Source organism: Paraburkholderia sp. 32, assembly GCF_050435345.1.
GTDB classification, from domain to species: Bacteria; Pseudomonadota; Gammaproteobacteria; order Burkholderiales; family Burkholderiaceae; genus Paraburkholderia; species Paraburkholderia tuberum.
This window is the reverse complement of record NZ_JBNDKD010000003.1, coordinates 526,447-543,727: the sequence shown is the minus strand read 5'-3', so window position 1 is coordinate 543,727 and position 17,281 is coordinate 526,447. Positions and strand designations below refer to the sequence as shown.

The 17,281-nt window shown below is 61.4% G+C and carries 15 protein-coding genes; 8 read left to right on the top strand and 7 right to left on the bottom strand.

Features of this window, described 5'->3' with window-relative positions:
• Nucleotides 1–20: 20 nt before the first annotated feature.
• The 7 genes from OKW26_RS25210 to OKW26_RS25180 form a co-directional block, all read right to left on the bottom strand.
• The gene (locus OKW26_RS25210; protein ID WP_429355558.1) at nucleotides 21–1,178 is read right to left on the bottom strand and encodes a fumarylacetoacetate hydrolase family protein; all 1,158 of its coding nucleotides are present in this window, start codon (nucleotides 1,176–1,178) and stop codon (nucleotides 21–23) included.
• Between the two features lie 47 nt (nucleotides 1,179–1,225).
• A complete protein-coding gene (locus OKW26_RS25205; RefSeq protein WP_184066481.1) occupies nucleotides 1,226–2,449 on the bottom strand; it encodes a glycoside hydrolase family 88 protein in 1,224 nt (407 codons plus the stop codon).
• A gap of 145 nt (nucleotides 2,450–2,594) precedes the next feature.
• Nucleotides 2,595–3,488: a helix-turn-helix domain-containing protein gene (locus tag OKW26_RS25200; RefSeq protein WP_090804973.1), complete on the bottom strand. Its 894-nt coding sequence runs from the start codon at nucleotides 3,486–3,488 to the stop codon at nucleotides 2,595–2,597.
• A 188-nt stretch (nucleotides 3,489–3,676) separates the two neighbouring features.
• Nucleotides 3,677–4,120, bottom strand: a complete 444-nt coding sequence (locus tag OKW26_RS25195; RefSeq protein ID WP_018424295.1) for a MaoC family dehydratase — start codon at nucleotides 4,118–4,120, stop codon at nucleotides 3,677–3,679.
• On the bottom strand, nucleotides 4,117–5,310 hold the full coding sequence (locus OKW26_RS25190; protein WP_429355557.1) for a CaiB/BaiF CoA transferase family protein: 1,194 nt from the start codon (nucleotides 5,308–5,310) through the stop codon (nucleotides 4,117–4,119). The genes OKW26_RS25195 and OKW26_RS25190 overlap by 4 nt, the downstream gene beginning before the upstream one ends.
• Nucleotides 5,311–5,354: 44 nt before the next feature.
• Entirely contained in the window at nucleotides 5,355–6,500 is a 1,146-nt protein-coding gene (locus OKW26_RS25185) for an acyl-CoA dehydrogenase family protein (protein WP_090804968.1), read from the bottom strand.
• Between the two features lie 48 nt (nucleotides 6,501–6,548).
• Nucleotides 6,549–7,121 (bottom strand): MaoC family dehydratase, encoded by a 573-nt coding sequence (locus tag OKW26_RS25180; RefSeq protein ID WP_244144791.1) that lies wholly within the window; start codon nucleotides 7,119–7,121, stop codon nucleotides 6,549–6,551.
• 207 nt (nucleotides 7,122–7,328) lie between these two features.
• On the opposite strand from OKW26_RS25180, the gene OKW26_RS25175 reads away from it, so the two are divergent.
• The 8 genes from OKW26_RS25175 (at nucleotide 7,329) to OKW26_RS25140 (ending at nucleotide 17,276) form a co-directional block, all read left to right on the top strand.
• Nucleotides 7,329–8,429, top strand: a complete 1,101-nt coding sequence (locus OKW26_RS25175; protein ID WP_244144790.1) for a TRAP transporter substrate-binding protein — start codon at nucleotides 7,329–7,331, stop codon at nucleotides 8,427–8,429.
• Nucleotides 8,430–8,441: 12 nt separating this feature from the next.
• A complete protein-coding gene (locus OKW26_RS25170) occupies nucleotides 8,442–8,975 on the top strand; it encodes a TRAP transporter small permease (protein ID WP_429355556.1) in 534 nt (177 codons plus the stop codon).
• An 11-nt stretch (nucleotides 8,976–8,986) separates the two neighbouring features.
• The gene (locus OKW26_RS25165) at nucleotides 8,987–10,258 is read left to right on the top strand and encodes a TRAP transporter large permease (RefSeq protein WP_090804962.1); all 1,272 of its coding nucleotides are present in this window, start codon (nucleotides 8,987–8,989) and stop codon (nucleotides 10,256–10,258) included.
• A gap of 20 nt (nucleotides 10,259–10,278) precedes the next feature.
• Nucleotides 10,279–11,112, top strand: a complete 834-nt coding sequence (locus OKW26_RS25160; protein WP_184066490.1) for an enoyl-CoA hydratase-related protein — start codon at nucleotides 10,279–10,281, stop codon at nucleotides 11,110–11,112.
• A 181-nt stretch (nucleotides 11,113–11,293) separates the two neighbouring features.
• Entirely contained in the window at nucleotides 11,294–12,529 is a 1,236-nt protein-coding gene (locus OKW26_RS25155; protein ID WP_429357126.1) for a CaiB/BaiF CoA transferase family protein, read from the top strand.
• 66 nt (nucleotides 12,530–12,595) lie between these two features.
• Nucleotides 12,596–14,320 carry an FAD-binding protein gene (locus tag OKW26_RS25150; RefSeq protein ID WP_429355555.1) on the top strand — a complete coding sequence of 575 codons (1,725 nt, stop codon included), beginning with the start codon at nucleotides 12,596–12,598 and terminating at the stop codon, nucleotides 14,318–14,320.
• 417 nt (nucleotides 14,321–14,737) lie between these two features.
• Nucleotides 14,738–15,796: a mannonate dehydratase gene (gene uxuA / locus OKW26_RS25145; protein WP_311734902.1), complete on the top strand. Its 1,059-nt coding sequence runs from the start codon at nucleotides 14,738–14,740 to the stop codon at nucleotides 15,794–15,796.
• A complete protein-coding gene (locus OKW26_RS25140; protein ID WP_184066499.1) occupies nucleotides 15,783–17,276 on the top strand; it encodes a mannitol dehydrogenase family protein in 1,494 nt (497 codons plus the stop codon). Before uxuA ends, OKW26_RS25140 begins: the two co-directional genes overlap by 14 nt.
• Nucleotides 17,277–17,281: the final 5 nt, after the last annotated feature.

Sequence of the window (17,281 nt, the reverse complement as noted above, 5' to 3'; positions counted from 1 at the left end):
GCGGTCCACGTGAATGGTACCTACGCCATGGCGCGGGTAAGCGCCCGCCGTTTTGCAAGGGTCTCGTAAAGAGCGCGTACGCCGAATCGCCATGGCGCGATTTCGGTTGACGACTGCACGGTGTTGACAAGTGCGCCGAGCTCCGGCGTTGCAATCGTCACCTTGTCCGCGAGGTGATGCGTGAAGCCGCTGCCCGGAGCATGCCGGTCTTCAATTGGAGAGAACATCGTGCCGAGGAACAGCATGAAGCCGTCTGGATACTGGTGATGCGGCCCGGCAGTCTGGGCCACAAGTTCCTCTGGGTCACGGCTGATCTCGCGCATGTGGCTCACGCCTTCGAGAATAAATCCGTCGTCCGCGCCTTCAATCCTGAGCGACACGCTGGCCGCCCGCACCGAGTCCATGGTGAAGCGTTCATCGAACAACCGAATAAAAGGACCGATCGCGCATGAGCCATTGTTGTCTTTCGCTTTGCCGAGCAGCAACGCACTGCGGCCCTCGATGTCGCGGAGATTGACGTCGTTGCCGAGGGTTGCGCCGACGATCGTTCCGCGGCTGTTTACCGCCAGCACAATTTCTGGCTCGGGATTGTTCCAGCGGGAGGCCGGGTGCAGCCCAACGTCCGCGCCGTAGCCGACCGCCGACATCGGTTGAGACTTGGTGAACACCTCTGCGTCCGGCCCAATGCCGACCTCCATATATTGCGACCATGCGCCGCGCCGTTCCAGTTCCCGCTTCAGACAGTCGGCAGCTGCCGTGCCGGGGCGAATCCTGGAGAGATCAGTGCCGATCAGTTGCGCGATCGTCGCCCGGACCGTGTCGGCTTGAGTCGCGTCGCCGTTAGCCTGTTCTTCAATGACCCGTTCGAGCAGGCTCACGGCAAAGGTCACGCCGCATGCCTTGATGGCCTGAAGATCGCACGGCGCCAGCAATGCGCGGCCGATGTTCTCGACGGGACCGAGCGCCTCGCCCTCGACGTGATGCGCAAACTCGACGAGGTCCACGTGCTCGAACAGGTCGGAGGTCGTCGGCGCCGACGCCGTGATGTCGAAGGCCTGACCGGCACGAACAACGACCACCGACGGCCCGTCTATCGGCGCGTTTCGCCAGATGCGTCCGACCAGCAGGGCATCGGGTAGGTCAGTAGGTACAAAATGCGGAAGATCGTTCGATATCATGGACGGCCTGGCTAGCGAGAGTTGGGAACCGCGAGGGGAGATACGCTTCAAGCGAGCGATACGCGTTGCGGGTCGGCCGGCCGAAGCCTGCCTGGCAGCATCACGCGACTCAGTGCTTCCGCGAAGAAGAAATCGCCGAACATCGTCGCGCCATCGACGCCTTCATTGTGCGGCTTCGAATAGCAGGAATTCCTCAAAAGTCCCCGCTGCGCAGGTTCGTAGGCAAACTCGTCACGACATAGAGCTTCGAGCATCGCGAGTCCGTGTTCGCGCCAGCGAACCGCATCAGCAGGGTCGGGATGCAGACGGCCCATCTCGATCAGCGCTGACGCCATCACCGCTGCTGCGGCAGTATCCTTGATTTCCGCGTCCGCGCCAGTGGCGTCGAAATCCCACGGTGGCACAGGACGTCCATCGAGCCGGCGCAGATAGTACGCCGCTAGCCGCCCGGCAAGGTCTAGCCAGTTGCGCTTGCCGGTTTCACGCGCCGTGTTCACGTAGCCATAGACGGCCCACGCCTGGCCCCGGCTCCACGCCGATTCGTCGAATGCGCCTTGAAACGTGTAGCCGCGCTGGCGCGCACCTGTTGTCACGTCGTACTCCACCGCGTGATACGTCGAATCGTCGGGGCGGATAAACGCCTTGGCGGTCATGACGGAGTGCGCTTCGGCGGCGAGGCGATAACTGCCGTCCCCGGAATGGTTCGCCGCCCAGTAAAGCAACGATAGATTAGCCATCGTGTCGATAGCCGAGGCGCTGCGTCCGCGCGGATCGTCAAGCGGGCCCCAGGAAGCGAGATAGGCGCCGCTGCGCGTGGTGACAAGACGCGCGCGCAGTTTGTCCGCGGCTTCCATCGCAATTTGCGCGTACCACGAGTCGCGGGTGATTTCGTAGCCCGGGACGGCGCTGCTGTCGAAGATAAAGCCGATGTCGTGCGTGTTAGGATCCTGCGCGCGCTGCGCGACGAGACGCATGCGCTCGCGGGCCCACGAGAGGTATTTGTCGTTGCCGGTGTGCAAATACGACGTTAGCAAAAGTCCGACCCAGAACCCGCAAAACCAATTGCCGTGGCTCCACGCTGAACCGCTGTAGCCTGCGGACAGCGACGCCGGAAGCCGGACCCACTTTCCGTCGGGCGCTGTGATCTGGGGGAATTCGACGCCGAGCGTCGGCTCGTCCTCTGCAACTTTGGTCGCAATGCGATCGAGGATATCGGTGAAGAGGGCGGACCGGTCAGAGGACAGTCCTTGGTCTTGGTACGAAGCATTCACGCCTTGGTCTCCTGATGACTTTCGCGTTTCCCGAGTGACGGGGGCACGCAAATTCTAGGAGCGCGGCGGTTCCAGCGGTTAGGACGAAGCGCGGCTTATATTGGACTTTCCTACGTCGCAGCCGGACGCCTATCGTCCCACTGCTTCAAATGCTCAGTTTCTCCAGGCTGCGGCGGAAGTCGATTGGCGAGCGGCCCGTGTGCTTGCGGAAACATCGGCTGAAGTAGGCCGGGTCGTCGAAGGCAAGCTGTGTTGCGATCTCCGCCACATTGACCTCCGAATGCAGCAACAGACGCTTCGCTTCCAGCATCACGCGTTCACGAATCAGCTTGGCCGCCGTGCTGCCGAGCGCCTGGCGCGTCGCATCGTTCAGCGCGCGTTCTGTGACGTTCAGCAGGCATGCGTAGCGAGCGACGTCGTGGACCGTGGTGAAATGTTTTTCCAGCAGGCTTTTGAAGCGTCGCGACAACAGCACGCTACGCGACGAATTGACGTCGGTCACGGCGTCGCCGCCCAGACGCACGGACTTGATTAGCAGAACGCGCAGATATGACCAGATGACGTCCTCGTAGCCTGCCTCTTCACCCTGATATTCCGCATCGATTCCATCCAGCACATGATGAAGGTCCTGAGCTTGTGCGTCGCTCATATAAACCGTGTTCGGAATTCGCTCGAAATCGTAGACCGGAATTTCCGTCTGCGAATGGCGGTTCTGAACCTTGAAGGCGAAAAATTCGGACGAGAAACTTATCGCGTGGCCGACTGTATCTTCGGACAATGCGAAGTCGTGGATCTGGCCTGGCGCCATGAAGAACAGCGTATTGGGCCGCACCTCGTAGCGAATCGAGTCGATGATGTGGTGACCGCTGCCCGACACGACCCAGACGATGTGATAGAACTCGTGCCGATGAGGATACGGCAACGTCGATTTCATATCTTCGAGGGGTGCGAAATGAAAGTCGATCGACTTGATTCGCGACCCATACTCATAGTTGGCGATCTTGAAGACCGGCAACTGACAACCACAACCTCTAAGCATTTAATTTGTCTCCTGCATCCAGCTCACTTGTTTGGCTCGCTTAGCCAGCTCACTCCTTGGCTAAATCAAGCGTGCTGTTTCTCCTTCGCCGGTCGGCATCGAACGTAGTGTAATTGTAAATAGCAAATCGGCGTGACGGCTGTTGTCGAAAACCCGCAAAGGTTTGGCCTCGCCTGCCGATTGTCAGATCATTGGAAACGCAATTCCTTCAGCGCCGACAGTCCGGTCAGCACCGGCTTGCCGTCCTGATTGCGAACCATGGTGTCCATCACGAGGATGCGCTTGGCGGGTTTCTTCTCGACTACGGTCACATGGATCCTGATCGTATCGTCGATGAAGACGGGTCCGAGAAAGCGCAACTCCTGCCCGACGTAGACGAAGCCGGGACCGGTCAACCCGGTATGGGTCGTCGACACCAATGCCGCGGTCAGCAGGCCGTGCGCCACGCGGTGGCCGAATGGCGTGCGTGCCGCGAAGTGCTGATCCATGTGTAAGGGATTGAGGTCGCCCGACAGATGGCCGAAAGCGTTCACGTCACTTTCCGCGATGGTACGCACGAGTACCTGGCAGCGGCCAATCTGGATATCGTCAAAGCGCAGCATCTCGTGGCACTGATTCAGATGAGTGTTCATGCAGTTCTCCGCCCGGTCAGCGCCGCGCCCGCTTCGACCAGCGTATCGATTTCGTCCGGCTCGTAGCCCAGTTCGGCGAGCACCTCGCGGGTGTGTTCGCCTTGCCGCGGCGGCTGACGGGTGAGCGGTGGTGCTGCGCCGTCGTATCGAACCGGATGTGCGAGCAAACGAATCGGCCCGGCCTGCGGATGCTCGACCTCCATGATGATGCGGTTGTGCGCCACTTGCGGGTCGGCCTCGACCTGATGGTAGTCGTTCACGGGCGCGTACCAGATGTCGTGCTCATCGAAGGTCGTCATCCAGTCGGCCGTCGTGCGCGCAGTCAGCGCGTCATAAACGATGCGGTTCAATTCGTCGCGGCGGCGCACGTTGTCCTTTGGGTGCGAAAACCCGGCCAGCACGGGCTGAGACAAGGCCGCCGCCAGCTTCTCAGTGGGCGTGAGCGAAACGGCGATCCAGCCGTCGAGAGTCCTGTAAACCCCATAGGGCGACGGATGGAACCGGCTGCCGGTCGGCGGGTTCGTGCGCGGCCAGAGTGGTCCCTTGTTCAGGTAGTAGGTGAACGGCTCGATCTGAAGATCGAGCGCCGCGTTGAGCAGGTTGCTTTCGACCAGCGTGCCTTTGCCGGTGCGTTCACGCGCCTGCAAGGCCGCGACCACGCCGAAGGCTGCCAACGCCGCCGCGTGCTGGTCGACGATCGCGGATCCGACGGGCGTGGGCGGGGAATCGGCCTCGCCGGAGAGCATCGTCATGCCACTGATGGCCTGCAGCAGCAGGTCCTGCCCTGGCCGCTTGAGATACGGTCCCGATGACCCGTAGCCGGTGCACGAACAGTACACGAGCCGCGGGTTGATCTCGCGGACATCGTCGTAACCGAAGCCCATGCGCTGCAGGACGCCTGGCCGGTAGTTTTCGATCAGGACATCGGCTTCCTTGATCAGCCGCCAGACGATCTCGCGCGCGCGCTCGTCGCGCAGATCCAGCGAGATGCTGCGCTGATTGCGGTTGCCGAGCAGAAAAAACATGCTCACACCTTCGACATACGCATCGAAGCCGGTCCAACTGCGCTCGAACGCGCCGCCCGGCGGTTCGATCTTGATCACGCCCGCGCCGACGTCGGCCAACATCTGCACGGCGGCGGGGCCCTGCAAGAAGTGAGTAAAACTTAACACCTTGATGCCTTCCAGCATGACTTGTCTCCCGACCGCGTGTCCGTATCTGTTTGACTGAGGGTTCAGGCAAGCAGGTTTCGCGAGATGATCATTCTCTGAATCTCCGAGGTGCCCTCGACGATCTCCAGCACCTTGGCGTCGCCGAATGCGCGCGACACTGGGTACTCGCTCATCACGCCGTAACCGCCATGTATCTGCAACGCCTGATGAGCCGCCTCCATCGCGCGCTCGGTGGCGAAGAGCTTGGCCATCGACGCCTGCTGATCGAAGCGAACGCCTGCATCTTTGAGCGCGGCGGCATCGTAGAGCATCAGTCGCGCGGCGTGCGCGTGGGCCGCCATGTCAGCGATCTTGAACTGCAGCGACTGGAACTCGGCGATCGGCTTGCCGAATGCGCGCCGCTCCTTCATGTACGCGATCGACCGATCCAGTGAACCCTGCAGGATGCCTAGCGCGAGCGCGCCGATCAGGATTCGGCCCGTGCTGATCTGGGCGAGCGTCTGTCGCAAGCCCGCACCGCGTTCGCCGAGCAGGTTGGCGGTCGGGATCGTGCAGCGCTCGAAGAACAACTCGTAGGTGCTCGATGCGCGCCAGCCGATCTTACGCAGTTTGCGTCCGTAGCTGAAACCGGGGGTGCCGTTGGGCACGATGAAGTTAGAAATTTCCTTGCGGCCGTCGGGGCGCGTTCCCGTTACCGCGGCGATGACGACCGGCCCGGTCACTTCCGTGCCGGAATTGCTAATGAAGGTCTTCGATCCATCGATGACGTATTGGTCGCCTTCCAGCGTCGCACGCGTCGCGATGTTGGCCGCGTCGGAGCCCGCGTTGGGCTCCGATAATCCGATCGCGCCGACCTTGCGGCCGTCGAGGATAGGGCACAAATAACGATCCTTTTGCTCATCGGTGCCATAGTTGGAAAGCAGGCTTGCGACCGTCGAATTGGCCATTAGAGAGTTGGCGATTGCGCAATCTACCCGTGCGAGTTCCTCTAACACGATTACATAGGAAAGCCATTCGCCACCGCCGCCACCCCAACTCTCCGGATAAGGCAGGCCGGCGAAGCCGAGCTCGCCGGCACGCTTCCAGATGTCGTAAGGAAAGGCTTCCGCTTCCCAAAGCTCTTCCGAGACAGGAGCGATTTCGTTTTCCGCGAAACGGCGCACGGCGTCGCGTATCGCGGTGTGTTGTTCGTTTAACCAATGCGGCATGTTCGACTCTGTGAAAAAGCGGGAGATGGGTTGAAGCAGGGGGCTGCGTTACAGCACCTTCAGATAGGTATCGCCAGATGCGACCAGCGTGCCGTCCTGGCGCGTGACGTCTGCCCTGAAAACGCACATGTTGCGATCGTCGTCCTTCTCGCGCAGCGTGAGGCGGGCGGTGACCGTGTCGCCGATAAATACCGGCGCATTGAACGTGATGTCGTATCGGTAAGAAACCGCACCGGGGCTCGGCGCCTTTTGCGCCATATAGCCCATCACGGTCGATAAGAAGCCGACCGACAGACATCCTTGCGCAATGCGCTTCTCGAAGCGCGTGGTTTTGGCGAATTCCTCGTTCAAATGCACCGCATAGAAATCGCCGACGATCCCGGCGAAGCCGTAGATATCGAATTCAGTTACGGTCTTGGCGAAATCGGCAGTGTCGCCGACCGCGTAACAATCCATGTGCGGGCGTTTGGCCATGGTGGTTCTGGAAGTGAGAGTCGGTTGCGGAGCCGGCCTGTTCTTTGTTGATTGGGGCCGGCGGGTGTGACTCAAATTTAATGAGTGCGGGTTGCTGACCGTTAGGACGGTTTGGGCGAATGCTTGGACTTTTTTGACTGTATGCACGCAGTGATTGCAGTCTTCGGCCGATCCGCAAGCGGCCGCGGATTGCCCCCGGTCAGCTATCAGTCAATACCACCAAGGGTTTTCGCCTCGTGTGCGCCGGATAAATCGCCAGGCAGTCTGGCAAACGCGTGCTATCGAAGACGCCGTAAAAAAGTACAAGAAATCGGTCGGCCGGTCCTAACGCCCGTTGCGTGCACTCACGAATACTTGGAGCGCCTGCAGACGGATCGGCCTGACGCGGCGCGAAAATTACATTCCAGTACGGAAGGAGACGAAATGAAATCATTCTTCAGCGCGCGCCGCGCATGGCGCACCATGATGGTGGGTACGCTGCTCGCAGCGGGCGTCGTTGTCGCAAGCGTTGCCCGTGCGGACGAGCCGATCGTCATGAAGCTGGGCCACACCCTCGCCCCGGACAACCACTATCAGCTGACTGCCCAAGTGTTCGCGAAGGAGGTCGCGCAGCGAACCCACGGCAAGGTCAAGATCGAGATCTTTCCGCAGTCACAGCTCGGCGGCGAAGTGCAGATGGCACAAGCGCTGCGCACCGGCACCCAGGAGCTCATGATTTCCGCACAGGCGCCGATCGGAAACACGATCAAGCAGTGGCAGATCTTCGATACGCCTTATCTCTTCAGCAGCATCGACGACGCCAACCGGCTTCTGCAAGGACCGGTCGGCCGCAAGTTCCTCGACATGATGCCGGCGGTCAACATGATCGGCTTGACGTGGCTGTCGGTGGGCGAACGCAATTTGTTCACGGCTAAAAAGCCCGTCGGCTCGCTCGATGACATGAAGGATATGAAAGTTCGAGTGATGCAGAGTCGCGGCTATATCGCGGGCTATAAGGCACTGGGCGCAAATCCGACGCCGCTGCCTTATAACCAGTTATTTCTGGCGCTTTCGCAAGGCCTGGTCGACGGCGGCGATACGTCACCGGAGCAGTTCATCCAGGACAAATTTTCCGATGTCGCGAAGCATTACTACCTGACCCACGTGAACTACCTGCCCGTGGTGCTGGCAATCAGCAAGAGCGCCTGGACGCGTCTTTCGCCTGACGAGCAGCAGGCGTTTCATGCCGCTGCCGCCGTCGCCGCGGACTATGACATGAAGGAATACAAGCACGAGTACGACGACGCGCTCGCAACGATGAAGAAGAATGGCACCCAGGTGACCGAGATAAACACGGTGCCGTGGGCCGCCGCGACCGCAAGGGCGCGCGAGGGCCTGCTCAGCGACATTCCCGATGGCCAGGCGCTTTATCAGGAAATCAAGGCGGCCGACAAGTCCGCTGTCGCTTCGAAATGAAGGGAGAGTGCCATGGAAAAGCTTGCCCATAATCTCCTGTTTATCGATGACCTGGTCCTGAAGATCACGCTGTTCCTATGCGGTGGACTACTTCTCATGATGGTGTTCGTCGCTGGCCTCGGGGTGGTCTTCCGCTTCATCCTGCACAACTCGCTGTCGTGGTCCGACGAACTCGCGGCTTATCTGTTCGTGTGGCTCACGTGCCTCGGTGCGGCGGCAGGAGCCAAGCTGCGGGTTCATCCGGAGGTGCGGGTACTGGCCGACCGTTGTCCGCCCGCTTTCGCGCAGACACTGACGGACCTTACCGACTGCGTAGTCCTCGCGCTCGGCGTGGTCTTCCTTATGTACGGTGGCGACATGCTGGAGCTGATGGGCACCGAAACTGCGACCTCTCTGCCGATCTCAATGGTGTACCCATATCTCTCGATTCCCGTCTGCGGCGCATTGCTGGTCTTTCATTCCGCGGTCCGAATCGCGGTTTCTCATCTCGCGCCCGGCGCGCAAACGAGGCAGTCTCTGTTGCAGGGCGTCTCCGAACATATCTGAGGTGAATCAACATGTGGGCACTCGCTCTAGGCGCCGGGTTCCTCGGCTTGGGTGTACCGGTGGCCATTTGCATCGGCATTGCGGCGACGATTGCATTGACGCTGAATGGAACCCCGCTGCTGGTGATTCCGCAGCAGCTGTTTTCGAACCTGAATAACGTCGGCCTGCTGGCCATCCCGTTCTTCATGTTGACAGGCGCAATCATGGATGCGGGCGGCGTCTCGCGCCGGATCATCGACTTTTCGCAGGCGCTTGTCGGCTTCATGCGCGGCGGCATCGGACAGGTGACGATCGTTGCGAGTATGTTCTTCGCCGACCTCTCCGGTTCGGCGACTGCGGATACCGCAGCGATCGGCTCGGTCATGATCCCCGGGATGGTCAAGCAGGGATATTCACGCGCGTTCGCAGTCGCGCTGCAGTCGGCAGCGGGCTCACTCGGATTGCTGTCGCCCGTGTCGATGAGCATGCTGGTGTACGCCTACACCGCCAACGTTTCGGTCGGAACGATGTTCGTCGCGGGGATAGTGCCGATGCTGCTGGTGGTCGTTTCCTTCATGCTCGTGAACTACCTGACTGCGGTGCGCCAGAACTATACGGCGGTCGAAGCGTTTTCCGCCAGGCGGCTGTGGACGACTTTCAGACAGGCGATCTGGGCATTGCTGACGCCCGTGATCATTCTGGGCGGGATCCTTGGCGGCGTCTTCACGCCGGTAGAAGCAGGCGTCGTCGCGGCGTTCTATGTGACGCTGGTGAGCGCCTTCATCTTCAAGTCGCTCAAGCTGTCGCAGTTCGGGGAAATACTCACGCGCACGGCCATCAATACCACGCGGGTATCGTTTCTTCTCGGGCTCGCGTTCGTGCTCGGCCGCTATCTGATTGAGGCGCAAATTCCGTTACACGTCGCCAACAGCTTCCTGGCCGTGACGACCAGCGCGTTCGTGTTGCTGATCCTGATCAATCTCTTCCTTCTGGTAGCCCATACCGTACTCGAAACGATCTCGAGTATTGCGGTGGTGATCCCTGTGTTCCTGCCGCTCGTCGTGCAAATGCATATCGATCCGGTGGTGTTCGGCGTCATCGTACTGGTCAACTCAGCCATCGGCATCAACCTGCCACCGATTGGTTTTTGCCTCTTTACGGCTGCGTCCATCGGCGGCGTGTCCGTCGAAAAAGCGACTCGGGCGATCCTGCCGTTCATCTTCGCGCTGGCGGTCGACCTGCTGCTGATCATCGTCTTCCCGCATATCCCACGCTTCCTGCCGAACTTGCTGGCAATCAAATAACACGAGAACGGAGGCTCATCATGAACACGACTCACGTCGAGCGAAGCGGCGCGGCGCCGGTCCCGCTGGCCGCATTCGAGGACCTGAAGTACCTGAAGCTGGAACAACCACTTCGCTTCGTCTGGTTAATCACGTTGAATCATCACGACAAGCGCAATGCGCTGTGTGTGCCGCTGCTGGTGGAACTGGCGCGCGTGCTCGCGGCAGCCGAAGTCAGCGACGAAGTCAGGGCTGTCGTGCTCACCGGCGGCGAGGGTTTCTTCAGCGCCGGTGCGGATATTGCCGACATGGCGGCACGCGGGGTCGCAGCGTATGCGGACCCGGTGCGCCTCGCGAGCTGGAAGGCGATTGAAACCTTTCCGAAGCCGCTGATCGCCGCGGTCAACGGCTTCGCCATCGGTGGTGGCCACGAGCTGGTGATGCTGGCCGATATCGTCGTCGCGGCGGACGACGCGACCTTCTCGCAGCGAGAGATCGTCATCGGCGCGCTTCCGGGCGATGGCGCCACCCAGCGCCTGCCGCGGGTGCTCGGCAAGACACTGGCGATGAAACTCGTGCTTACCGGCGAGCCGCTGACGGCAGCCGAGGCCGAGCGCCACGGACTTGTGACCGAGGTCGTCGCGCCGGCACGCAGCATCGCACGCGCCGTCGAGATCGCGTCGCTGATCGCCGCCCGCGCGCCGCTCGCGGTCCGACTGGCCAAGCGCGCCGTGCTCGATTCGTTCGAGACCAACCTCCAACAAGGCCTGCAGTGCGAGCATCAGGCGAATCTCGACGTGTTCAAGACCGAGGATCGCGCCGAAGGCCACCGCGCATTCGTCAAAAAGCGGCCGCCGCGCTTCAAGGGTCGCTGACCATTGGTGCCTCGCGCATGCGCCTCTCGACGCGATCGGCAACGCTTTCCTTTAGTTCTGACCGGCATCGATGCAGATATCCACGCCGCGGCCTTCCGAATGTTCAGGGCGAACGCGGAGTTCAGTAGAACCCTGTTCCACCTCACCCCGACAGCCGGACTCACGACGTAACGGAGATTATATGAACGGGCTGAATGGTATCCGCATTCTCAGCTTCAATCATTTTCTGATGGGGCCTTTGGGCGTGCAGCACCTCGCCGATTGCGGGGCCGACGTCATATCGGTCGAACCCGTCGACGGCGCATTTCAGCGCAAGTGGGGCGGCGCGAACCGCGCCATCGATGGGCAGACGATGCTGCTTTTGATGGGTAATCGCAATAAGCGCAGTCTGGCTTTGAATCTCAAGGACCCTCGGGCGATCGATATCGTCATGAGCTTGCTGCCTCAGGTCGACGTGGTCGCCGAGAATTACCGTCCCGGTGTGATGGAACAGCTGGGATTGGGTTACGAGGCACTCAAGGCAGTCAAGCCGGACATCATCTATGCATCCGGCTCGGGATTCGGTCCGGATGGACCCTATGCCAGCCGGCCGGGGCAGGACCTGATCATTCAGGCCATGTCGGGTATCGCGACAATCACCGGAAGCCGGGAGGACGGTCCACGCGCGGTGGGCGTGTCTGTCGTGGATCATCACGGCGCTGCGCTGTATGCGAACGGTATCCTGACGGCACTGCTCAACCGCGAGCGTACGGGCGAGGGCTGCCGGGTCGACGTAAGCTTGCTGGCGGCTGCGCTCGATTTGCAACAGGAGTCTCTCACGTGTTTCCTGAACGGCGACGGCCATGACGACGTGCGACAGGCGGGGCGTGTATCAGGTTGGTACTTCCCCGCACCGTACGGCATTTATGCAACTGCGGACGGTTTCATCGCACTGTCGCTGAGTCCTCTCGACATCATTTATCGGATCCTTGGGATCCCGGAAAAGGAACGGATTCCCGCGAAGCGCGCATTCGACGAGCAGCAGGAAATCTCCGACCGGCTTGCGCGCCGGCTTGCGCAGGACACGACGGCGCACTGGTTGCCACTATTCGAACGGCATCATGTCTGGCACACGCGCGTCAACGACTATGCGCAGGTGGTCGCCGATCCGCAGGTGCGCCACTTGAAGAGCTTCGAGACAGTCGAGGGTGCAACCGGCAGCCCCGTGACGCTCGTCAATCACCCGGTGCGCTACAACGGCAGCGCGCCAGCTATCCGTATGCCGCCGCCACGGTTGGGCGCGCACACGATCGACATCTTGTCAGGGGTGGGAATGAACCGGCCGATGATCGACTCGCTGCTGGCGGACGGCGTAATCGGCGTTGCCGAGGACGCCGAGGCCGTTGCGGCGGCCGCGGCAAAAGGCGGAGTCGCGTGAAGCGGGTTTGAAGCCATCCATGCGGCGAGCGTGCCGTACGCGTCGATGAAAACAGGGGAAGCAGGCATGAGTGACAGGTGCAGGGAAGTCAGTACGGATGTGCTGGTCGTTGGCAGCGGCGGCGCTGCGCTGCGGGCCGCGCTCGAGGCGGATTCCAGTGGCGCTGACGTGCTGGTTGTGATCAAAGGGGCATTTCGCAAAAGCGGCGCGACGTTTCATAGCGTAGCTGAAGTAGGCGCCTTCAATGTGCCGGACGGAGCAGGGGATCACAGCGATAATCCTGATGTTTTTCTCGCCGATATCCTGCATGCCGCTCAAGGCATGGCGGACCCGCGCTTGAGCGCGATTCTCGCGAACGAAGCGCATGAGTCTCTGCGCTACCTCGAACGATACGGCGTAAAGTTTGAGCGCGAGGACGACCACTACCTGGTTTTTCGCGCATGCTTTTCTTCCAAACCGCGCTCGCATGTGATTCATGAGCACTTCAAACCAATCGTGAAATCGCTGGGGACCGAAGCGTCCCGGCGCGGCATCAAGGTCATGGACCGGTTGATGATCGTCGACCTGCTGTCGCAGGACGGCGAATGTCTCGGCGCATACGCGATCGATTCGGATGGAAACCCGATGCTGATCCGTGCCAAGTCGACGATTCTTACCACCGGGGGTGCAAGTCAGCTGTTCGCCCAAAACCTGTATCCATCGGACATTACCGGCGACGGCTATGCAATGGCTTATCGCGCGGGCGCGCGACTGGTCAACATGGAGTTCATGCAGGCCGGTGTGAGCGTGCTGACGCCTTTCGTCAACCTGTTCGGCAACTACCTGTGGGACGCGCACCCGAATCTCACCGACCGCGATGGCAGGGCGTTCGTCCCTGACTATCTGCCGACGGGGCTGGCTCAGGAAGATGTCATTCGGCAAAAAGAGCGGCACTTTCCGTTCAGCTCGAGCGACATCTCACGCTACGTCGAAATTTCGATTCAGAAGGCACTCAACGATGGCCGCGGCACGGCTGAAGGAGGCGTGTTTCTCGACTTCGCCGGATGCGATCTCGAATCGATACTGGCCGACAAGAGCCGAAGCATCGCAAGGATGTGGCCGCTAACCTGCCAATGGTATAAGGAGCACGGCGTCGACCTTTATCGGGACCGAGTGCAGATCACCTGTTCCGCGCATGCGATCAACGGCGGATTATTTATAGACGAAAACGCACAGTCCAATCTGAAGGGTCTGTTCGCTGCGGGTGAGGTGGCAGCGGGTCCACATGGCGCAGACCGTCTCGGCGGCAATATGGCCCTGACGTGCCAGGTCTTCGGCCGCCGGGCGGGCCTGGCCGCGGCCGAACGCGCGAAAAAGATGACGCACCGCGCGATGACCGGGGCCTTGGACGACAACCGCACGGTCGCCAAGCAATTCCGCCGAAATGGCAGGCACACGCTGGACGAACTGAAAGCACGGATTCAGCAGTGTGCAAACCGGTATTTGCTGATCGTGCGCGAGGAAGCCGGGCTCCGGACCTTCAGGCGTGTCTGCAGGGAGACGCGAAACCAGTTGTTTCAGGACACGGTGATCGGCACGCCGGCTGAGCTCATGCGGGGCATCGAATTGGCGAACTTGATCCAGGTCGGTGAACTGATGGCTTCGGCGTCGCTTGTCAGGCGCGAGAGCCGGGGTGGTCACTACCGCGAAGACTTTCCCGAGCGCAACGCGGACTTCGCCTGCAACATATTCCTCGAGCGGAACGTGCCTGAAGGTCTGTGGTTAGGGCGGCTGGCGGATCTGTCGTCGTGAGTCGGTAGCGAGCTAATCACCTTGCGCCGTTCGATCAGGGGGGCTGTCGCGGTAAGGCGGTTGAGTCGTACAAAGACGACATGATGAGGATAGCGTACGTCACCAACGAGTAGAACTGGCAGGCTGCAGATGGCTTGAACGAGTCGCGCGTACTGTTTCTGGCAGCAGGCGAGCGGCAACCGCGCAGCCTCATGTATTCCATAATGGTATAGATCAAGCGTTATTCTTCATTATAAAGGCATATCGATCCCCGCTAGTATGCAGACTCCTGGCTGCGCCCCGACGCGTGAACCCAGGCGCAAGGCGTCCAGACGCCGCCTCGCCGCCGTGGGCCAATACGGAAGGGCCGAACCGACCATTCATTGATGCGCTGCCTGCGTCGAAGGCGAGGCGAGCGTACGAGGAGGCGACTCGATCGTGAAAATGACCTTCCGCTGGTATGGCGACGCGGACCCTGTGCCGCTCGCTTATATCCGCCAGATCCCCGGCATGGTCGGGGTCGTCTCGGCGATCTATGACGTGCCTGTGGGCGAGGTGTGGCCGATCGACAGGATCCTGTCGCTGAAGCAGAAGATAGAGGCTCACGGGCTGACACTGGAAGTGATCGAAAGCGTGCCGGTGCACGAGGACATCAAGCTGGGCCGACCGACGCGCGAGAGGCTCATCGCCAACTATGGCGAGACATTGCGTAACCTCGGCGCCTGCGGCGTGAAGGTGGTCTGCTACAACTTCATGCCGGTTTTCGACTGGACCCGCACCTCGCTGGAAATGCACCTGCCCGATGGCTCGACGACGCTCGCGTTCGACACGCAAGCGATCCGCGAGCTCGACGTCAGCCAGGGTATCCAGTTGCCCGGCTGGGACGCGAGCTATCGGCCCGAACAGTTGAAAGTCCTGCTGCGCGACTACGAAGCGCTAGACGAAGCCGATCTCTGGGCCAATCTCGACTACTTCCTGCGCGCGATCATTCCGGTGGCCAAAGAAGCCGGCCTCAAGATGGCGATCCACCCCGACGATCCGCCGCGTCCGATTTTCGGCCTGCCGCGCATCGTGAAGAATCGCGCTGACCTGCAGCGCGTGCTGGCGATCGTCGACGATTCCGCCAACGGCCTGACACTGTGTTCCGGTTCGCTAGGCGCGGACCAGCAGAACGATATTCCGGCATTGGTGCGCGAGTTCGGCGCGCGTGGCCGGATTCATTTCGCGCACCTGCGTAACGTGCAAACCAATGCCGCAGGCGACTTTCATGAGACCTCGCATCGTTCGGCCGACGGCTCGCTCGACATGGCGGAAATCGTCAAAGCCTATTTCGAAACCGGCTTTGAAGGCTATGCAAGGCCGGACCATGGGCGAATGATCTGGGGCGAAACGGGCCGCGCCGGCTATGGGCTGTTCGATCGCGCGCTGGGTGCGGTCTACCTGAACGGCATCTGGGAAGGCCTCGCCAAACATCCGGCCTATCATGCGGCTGAGTAATGCCGTCGTGGCTTCGCTCGCGCCGCGCGCCGCTGGCGAAGTCGTCGTTCCCGCCTACGATCGCACGAGCCTTGCACCGGGCATCGTCCATCTGGGCCTCGGGGCGTTTCATCGCGCGCACCAGGCGGTGTACACCGAGCACACATTGCGCGCTGGCGATCAGCGCTGGGGCATCGTCGGCGTTTCGTTGCGGCGTGCGGACACGTCGGAGGCGCTCACTGCGCAGGACCATCTGTATACCGTGAATGTGCGAAACGGCGATGCGGATTCGTTCCAGGTGGTCGGTGCGCTGATCGCTTCGCTGGTCGCGCCGCAGTCGCCCGCCGCCGTGCTCGATGCGATGAGCGATCCGCGCTGCCATATCGTCAGCCTGACGATCACCGAGAAAGGCTATTGCCGCAATCCGGCCAGCGGCGCGTTGCAGTTCGATCATCCCGAGATTGTTCATGATCTGCGCGAGGCCGCCGCGCCGCGTAGCGCGATCGGCTTCGTCGTGCGCGCGCTGGCGCTGCGCCGCGCGGCCGGTTTGGGCCCGTTTACCGTGCTGTCGTGCGACAACCTGCCGTCCAACGGCGGCACGATGCGCGCGTTGACGCTGGCGTTCGCGCGCGAAGCGGATCCTGTGCTGGCCGACTGGATCGAGCGAGAGGGCGCGTTTCCCAACACGATGGTAGATCGGATCGTGCCGCTCACCACCGACGCCGATCGCATGCACGTGGCGAAGCAACTTGGTGCCGACGATGCGTGGCCGGTGATGACCGAGCCGTTTTCGCAATGGGTGATCGAGGACCGCTTCGCGGGGCCGCGGCCGGCGTGGGAGCGCGCAGGCGCGACGCTCGTGGGTGACGCGCGTCCCTATGAGCAGGCCAAATTGCGGATGTTGAACGGCGCGCATTCGGCGCTCGCGTACCTCGGGTCGCTGATCGGCTACGACACCGTCGATCAGGCGATCGCGGCGCCGGCCGTGCGGAACTTTGTCGAAAACATGTTGCGCGACGAGGTGGAGCCGACGCTGTCGCGCCCCGCTTTGGCCAGCTATCGCGCTGAACTGTTCACGCGTTTTCGCAACACTGCGCTCGATCACCGCTTGCAACAGATCGCGACCGACGGCTCGCAGAAACTGCCGCAGCGCTGGCTGGAAAGCGTGCGCGCCAACCTGAAAAGCGGCGCGCCGACCGAACGTCTCGCATTTGTGTTGGCCGGCTGGATCGCGTACCTCAGCGGTCAGGACGAGACGGGCCGCACCTACGCCATCGCGGACCCGCTCGCCGACACACTGGCCGAGGCGGTCCGCTCGACCTTGCACGCGGATGCCATCGATGCGGTACAAACACTGTTCGAAATCGAGTCGATTTTCGGATGCGATCTGCGCGCACAGCCGCGCTTCGTCACGCAGGTCGCACGCCATCTGGCGGCGATTCGCGCACAAGGCGTCGTCAAAGCCATGGGCGCTTGTACCGCTTCACGGCCATGCACGTAGCCGCA

Excerpts from the sequence above, each read along its gene's own strand:
- OKW26_RS25210 (WP_429355558.1), bottom strand. The coding sequence starts at position 1,178 with ATGATATCGAACGATCTTCCGCATTTTGTACCTACTGACCTACCCGAT.
- OKW26_RS25155 (WP_429357126.1), top strand. The coding sequence starts at position 11,294 with ATGAACGGGCTGAATGGTATCCGCATTCTCAGCTTCAATCATTTTCTG.
- OKW26_RS25190 (WP_429355557.1), bottom strand. The coding sequence starts at position 5,310 with ATGCTGGAAGGCATCAAGGTGTTAAGTTTTACTCACTTCTTGCAGGGC.
- OKW26_RS25150 (WP_429355555.1), top strand. The coding sequence starts at position 12,596 with ATGAGTGACAGGTGCAGGGAAGTCAGTACGGATGTGCTGGTCGTTGGC.
- OKW26_RS25140 (WP_184066499.1), top strand. The coding sequence starts at position 15,783 with ATGCGGCTGAGTAATGCCGTCGTGGCTTCGCTCGCGCCGCGCGCCGCT.
- OKW26_RS25200 (WP_090804973.1), bottom strand. The coding sequence starts at position 3,488 with ATGCTTAGAGGTTGTGGTTGTCAGTTGCCGGTCTTCAAGATCGCCAAC.
- OKW26_RS25160 (WP_184066490.1), top strand. The coding sequence starts at position 10,279 with ATGAACACGACTCACGTCGAGCGAAGCGGCGCGGCGCCGGTCCCGCTG.
- OKW26_RS25165 (WP_090804962.1), top strand. The coding sequence starts at position 8,987 with ATGTGGGCACTCGCTCTAGGCGCCGGGTTCCTCGGCTTGGGTGTACCG.
- OKW26_RS25195 (WP_018424295.1), bottom strand. The coding sequence starts at position 4,120 with ATGAACACTCATCTGAATCAGTGCCACGAGATGCTGCGCTTTGACGAT.
- OKW26_RS25170 (WP_429355556.1), top strand. The coding sequence starts at position 8,442 with ATGGAAAAGCTTGCCCATAATCTCCTGTTTATCGATGACCTGGTCCTG.
- OKW26_RS25185 (WP_090804968.1), bottom strand. The coding sequence starts at position 6,500 with ATGCCGCATTGGTTAAACGAACAACACACCGCGATACGCGACGCCGTG.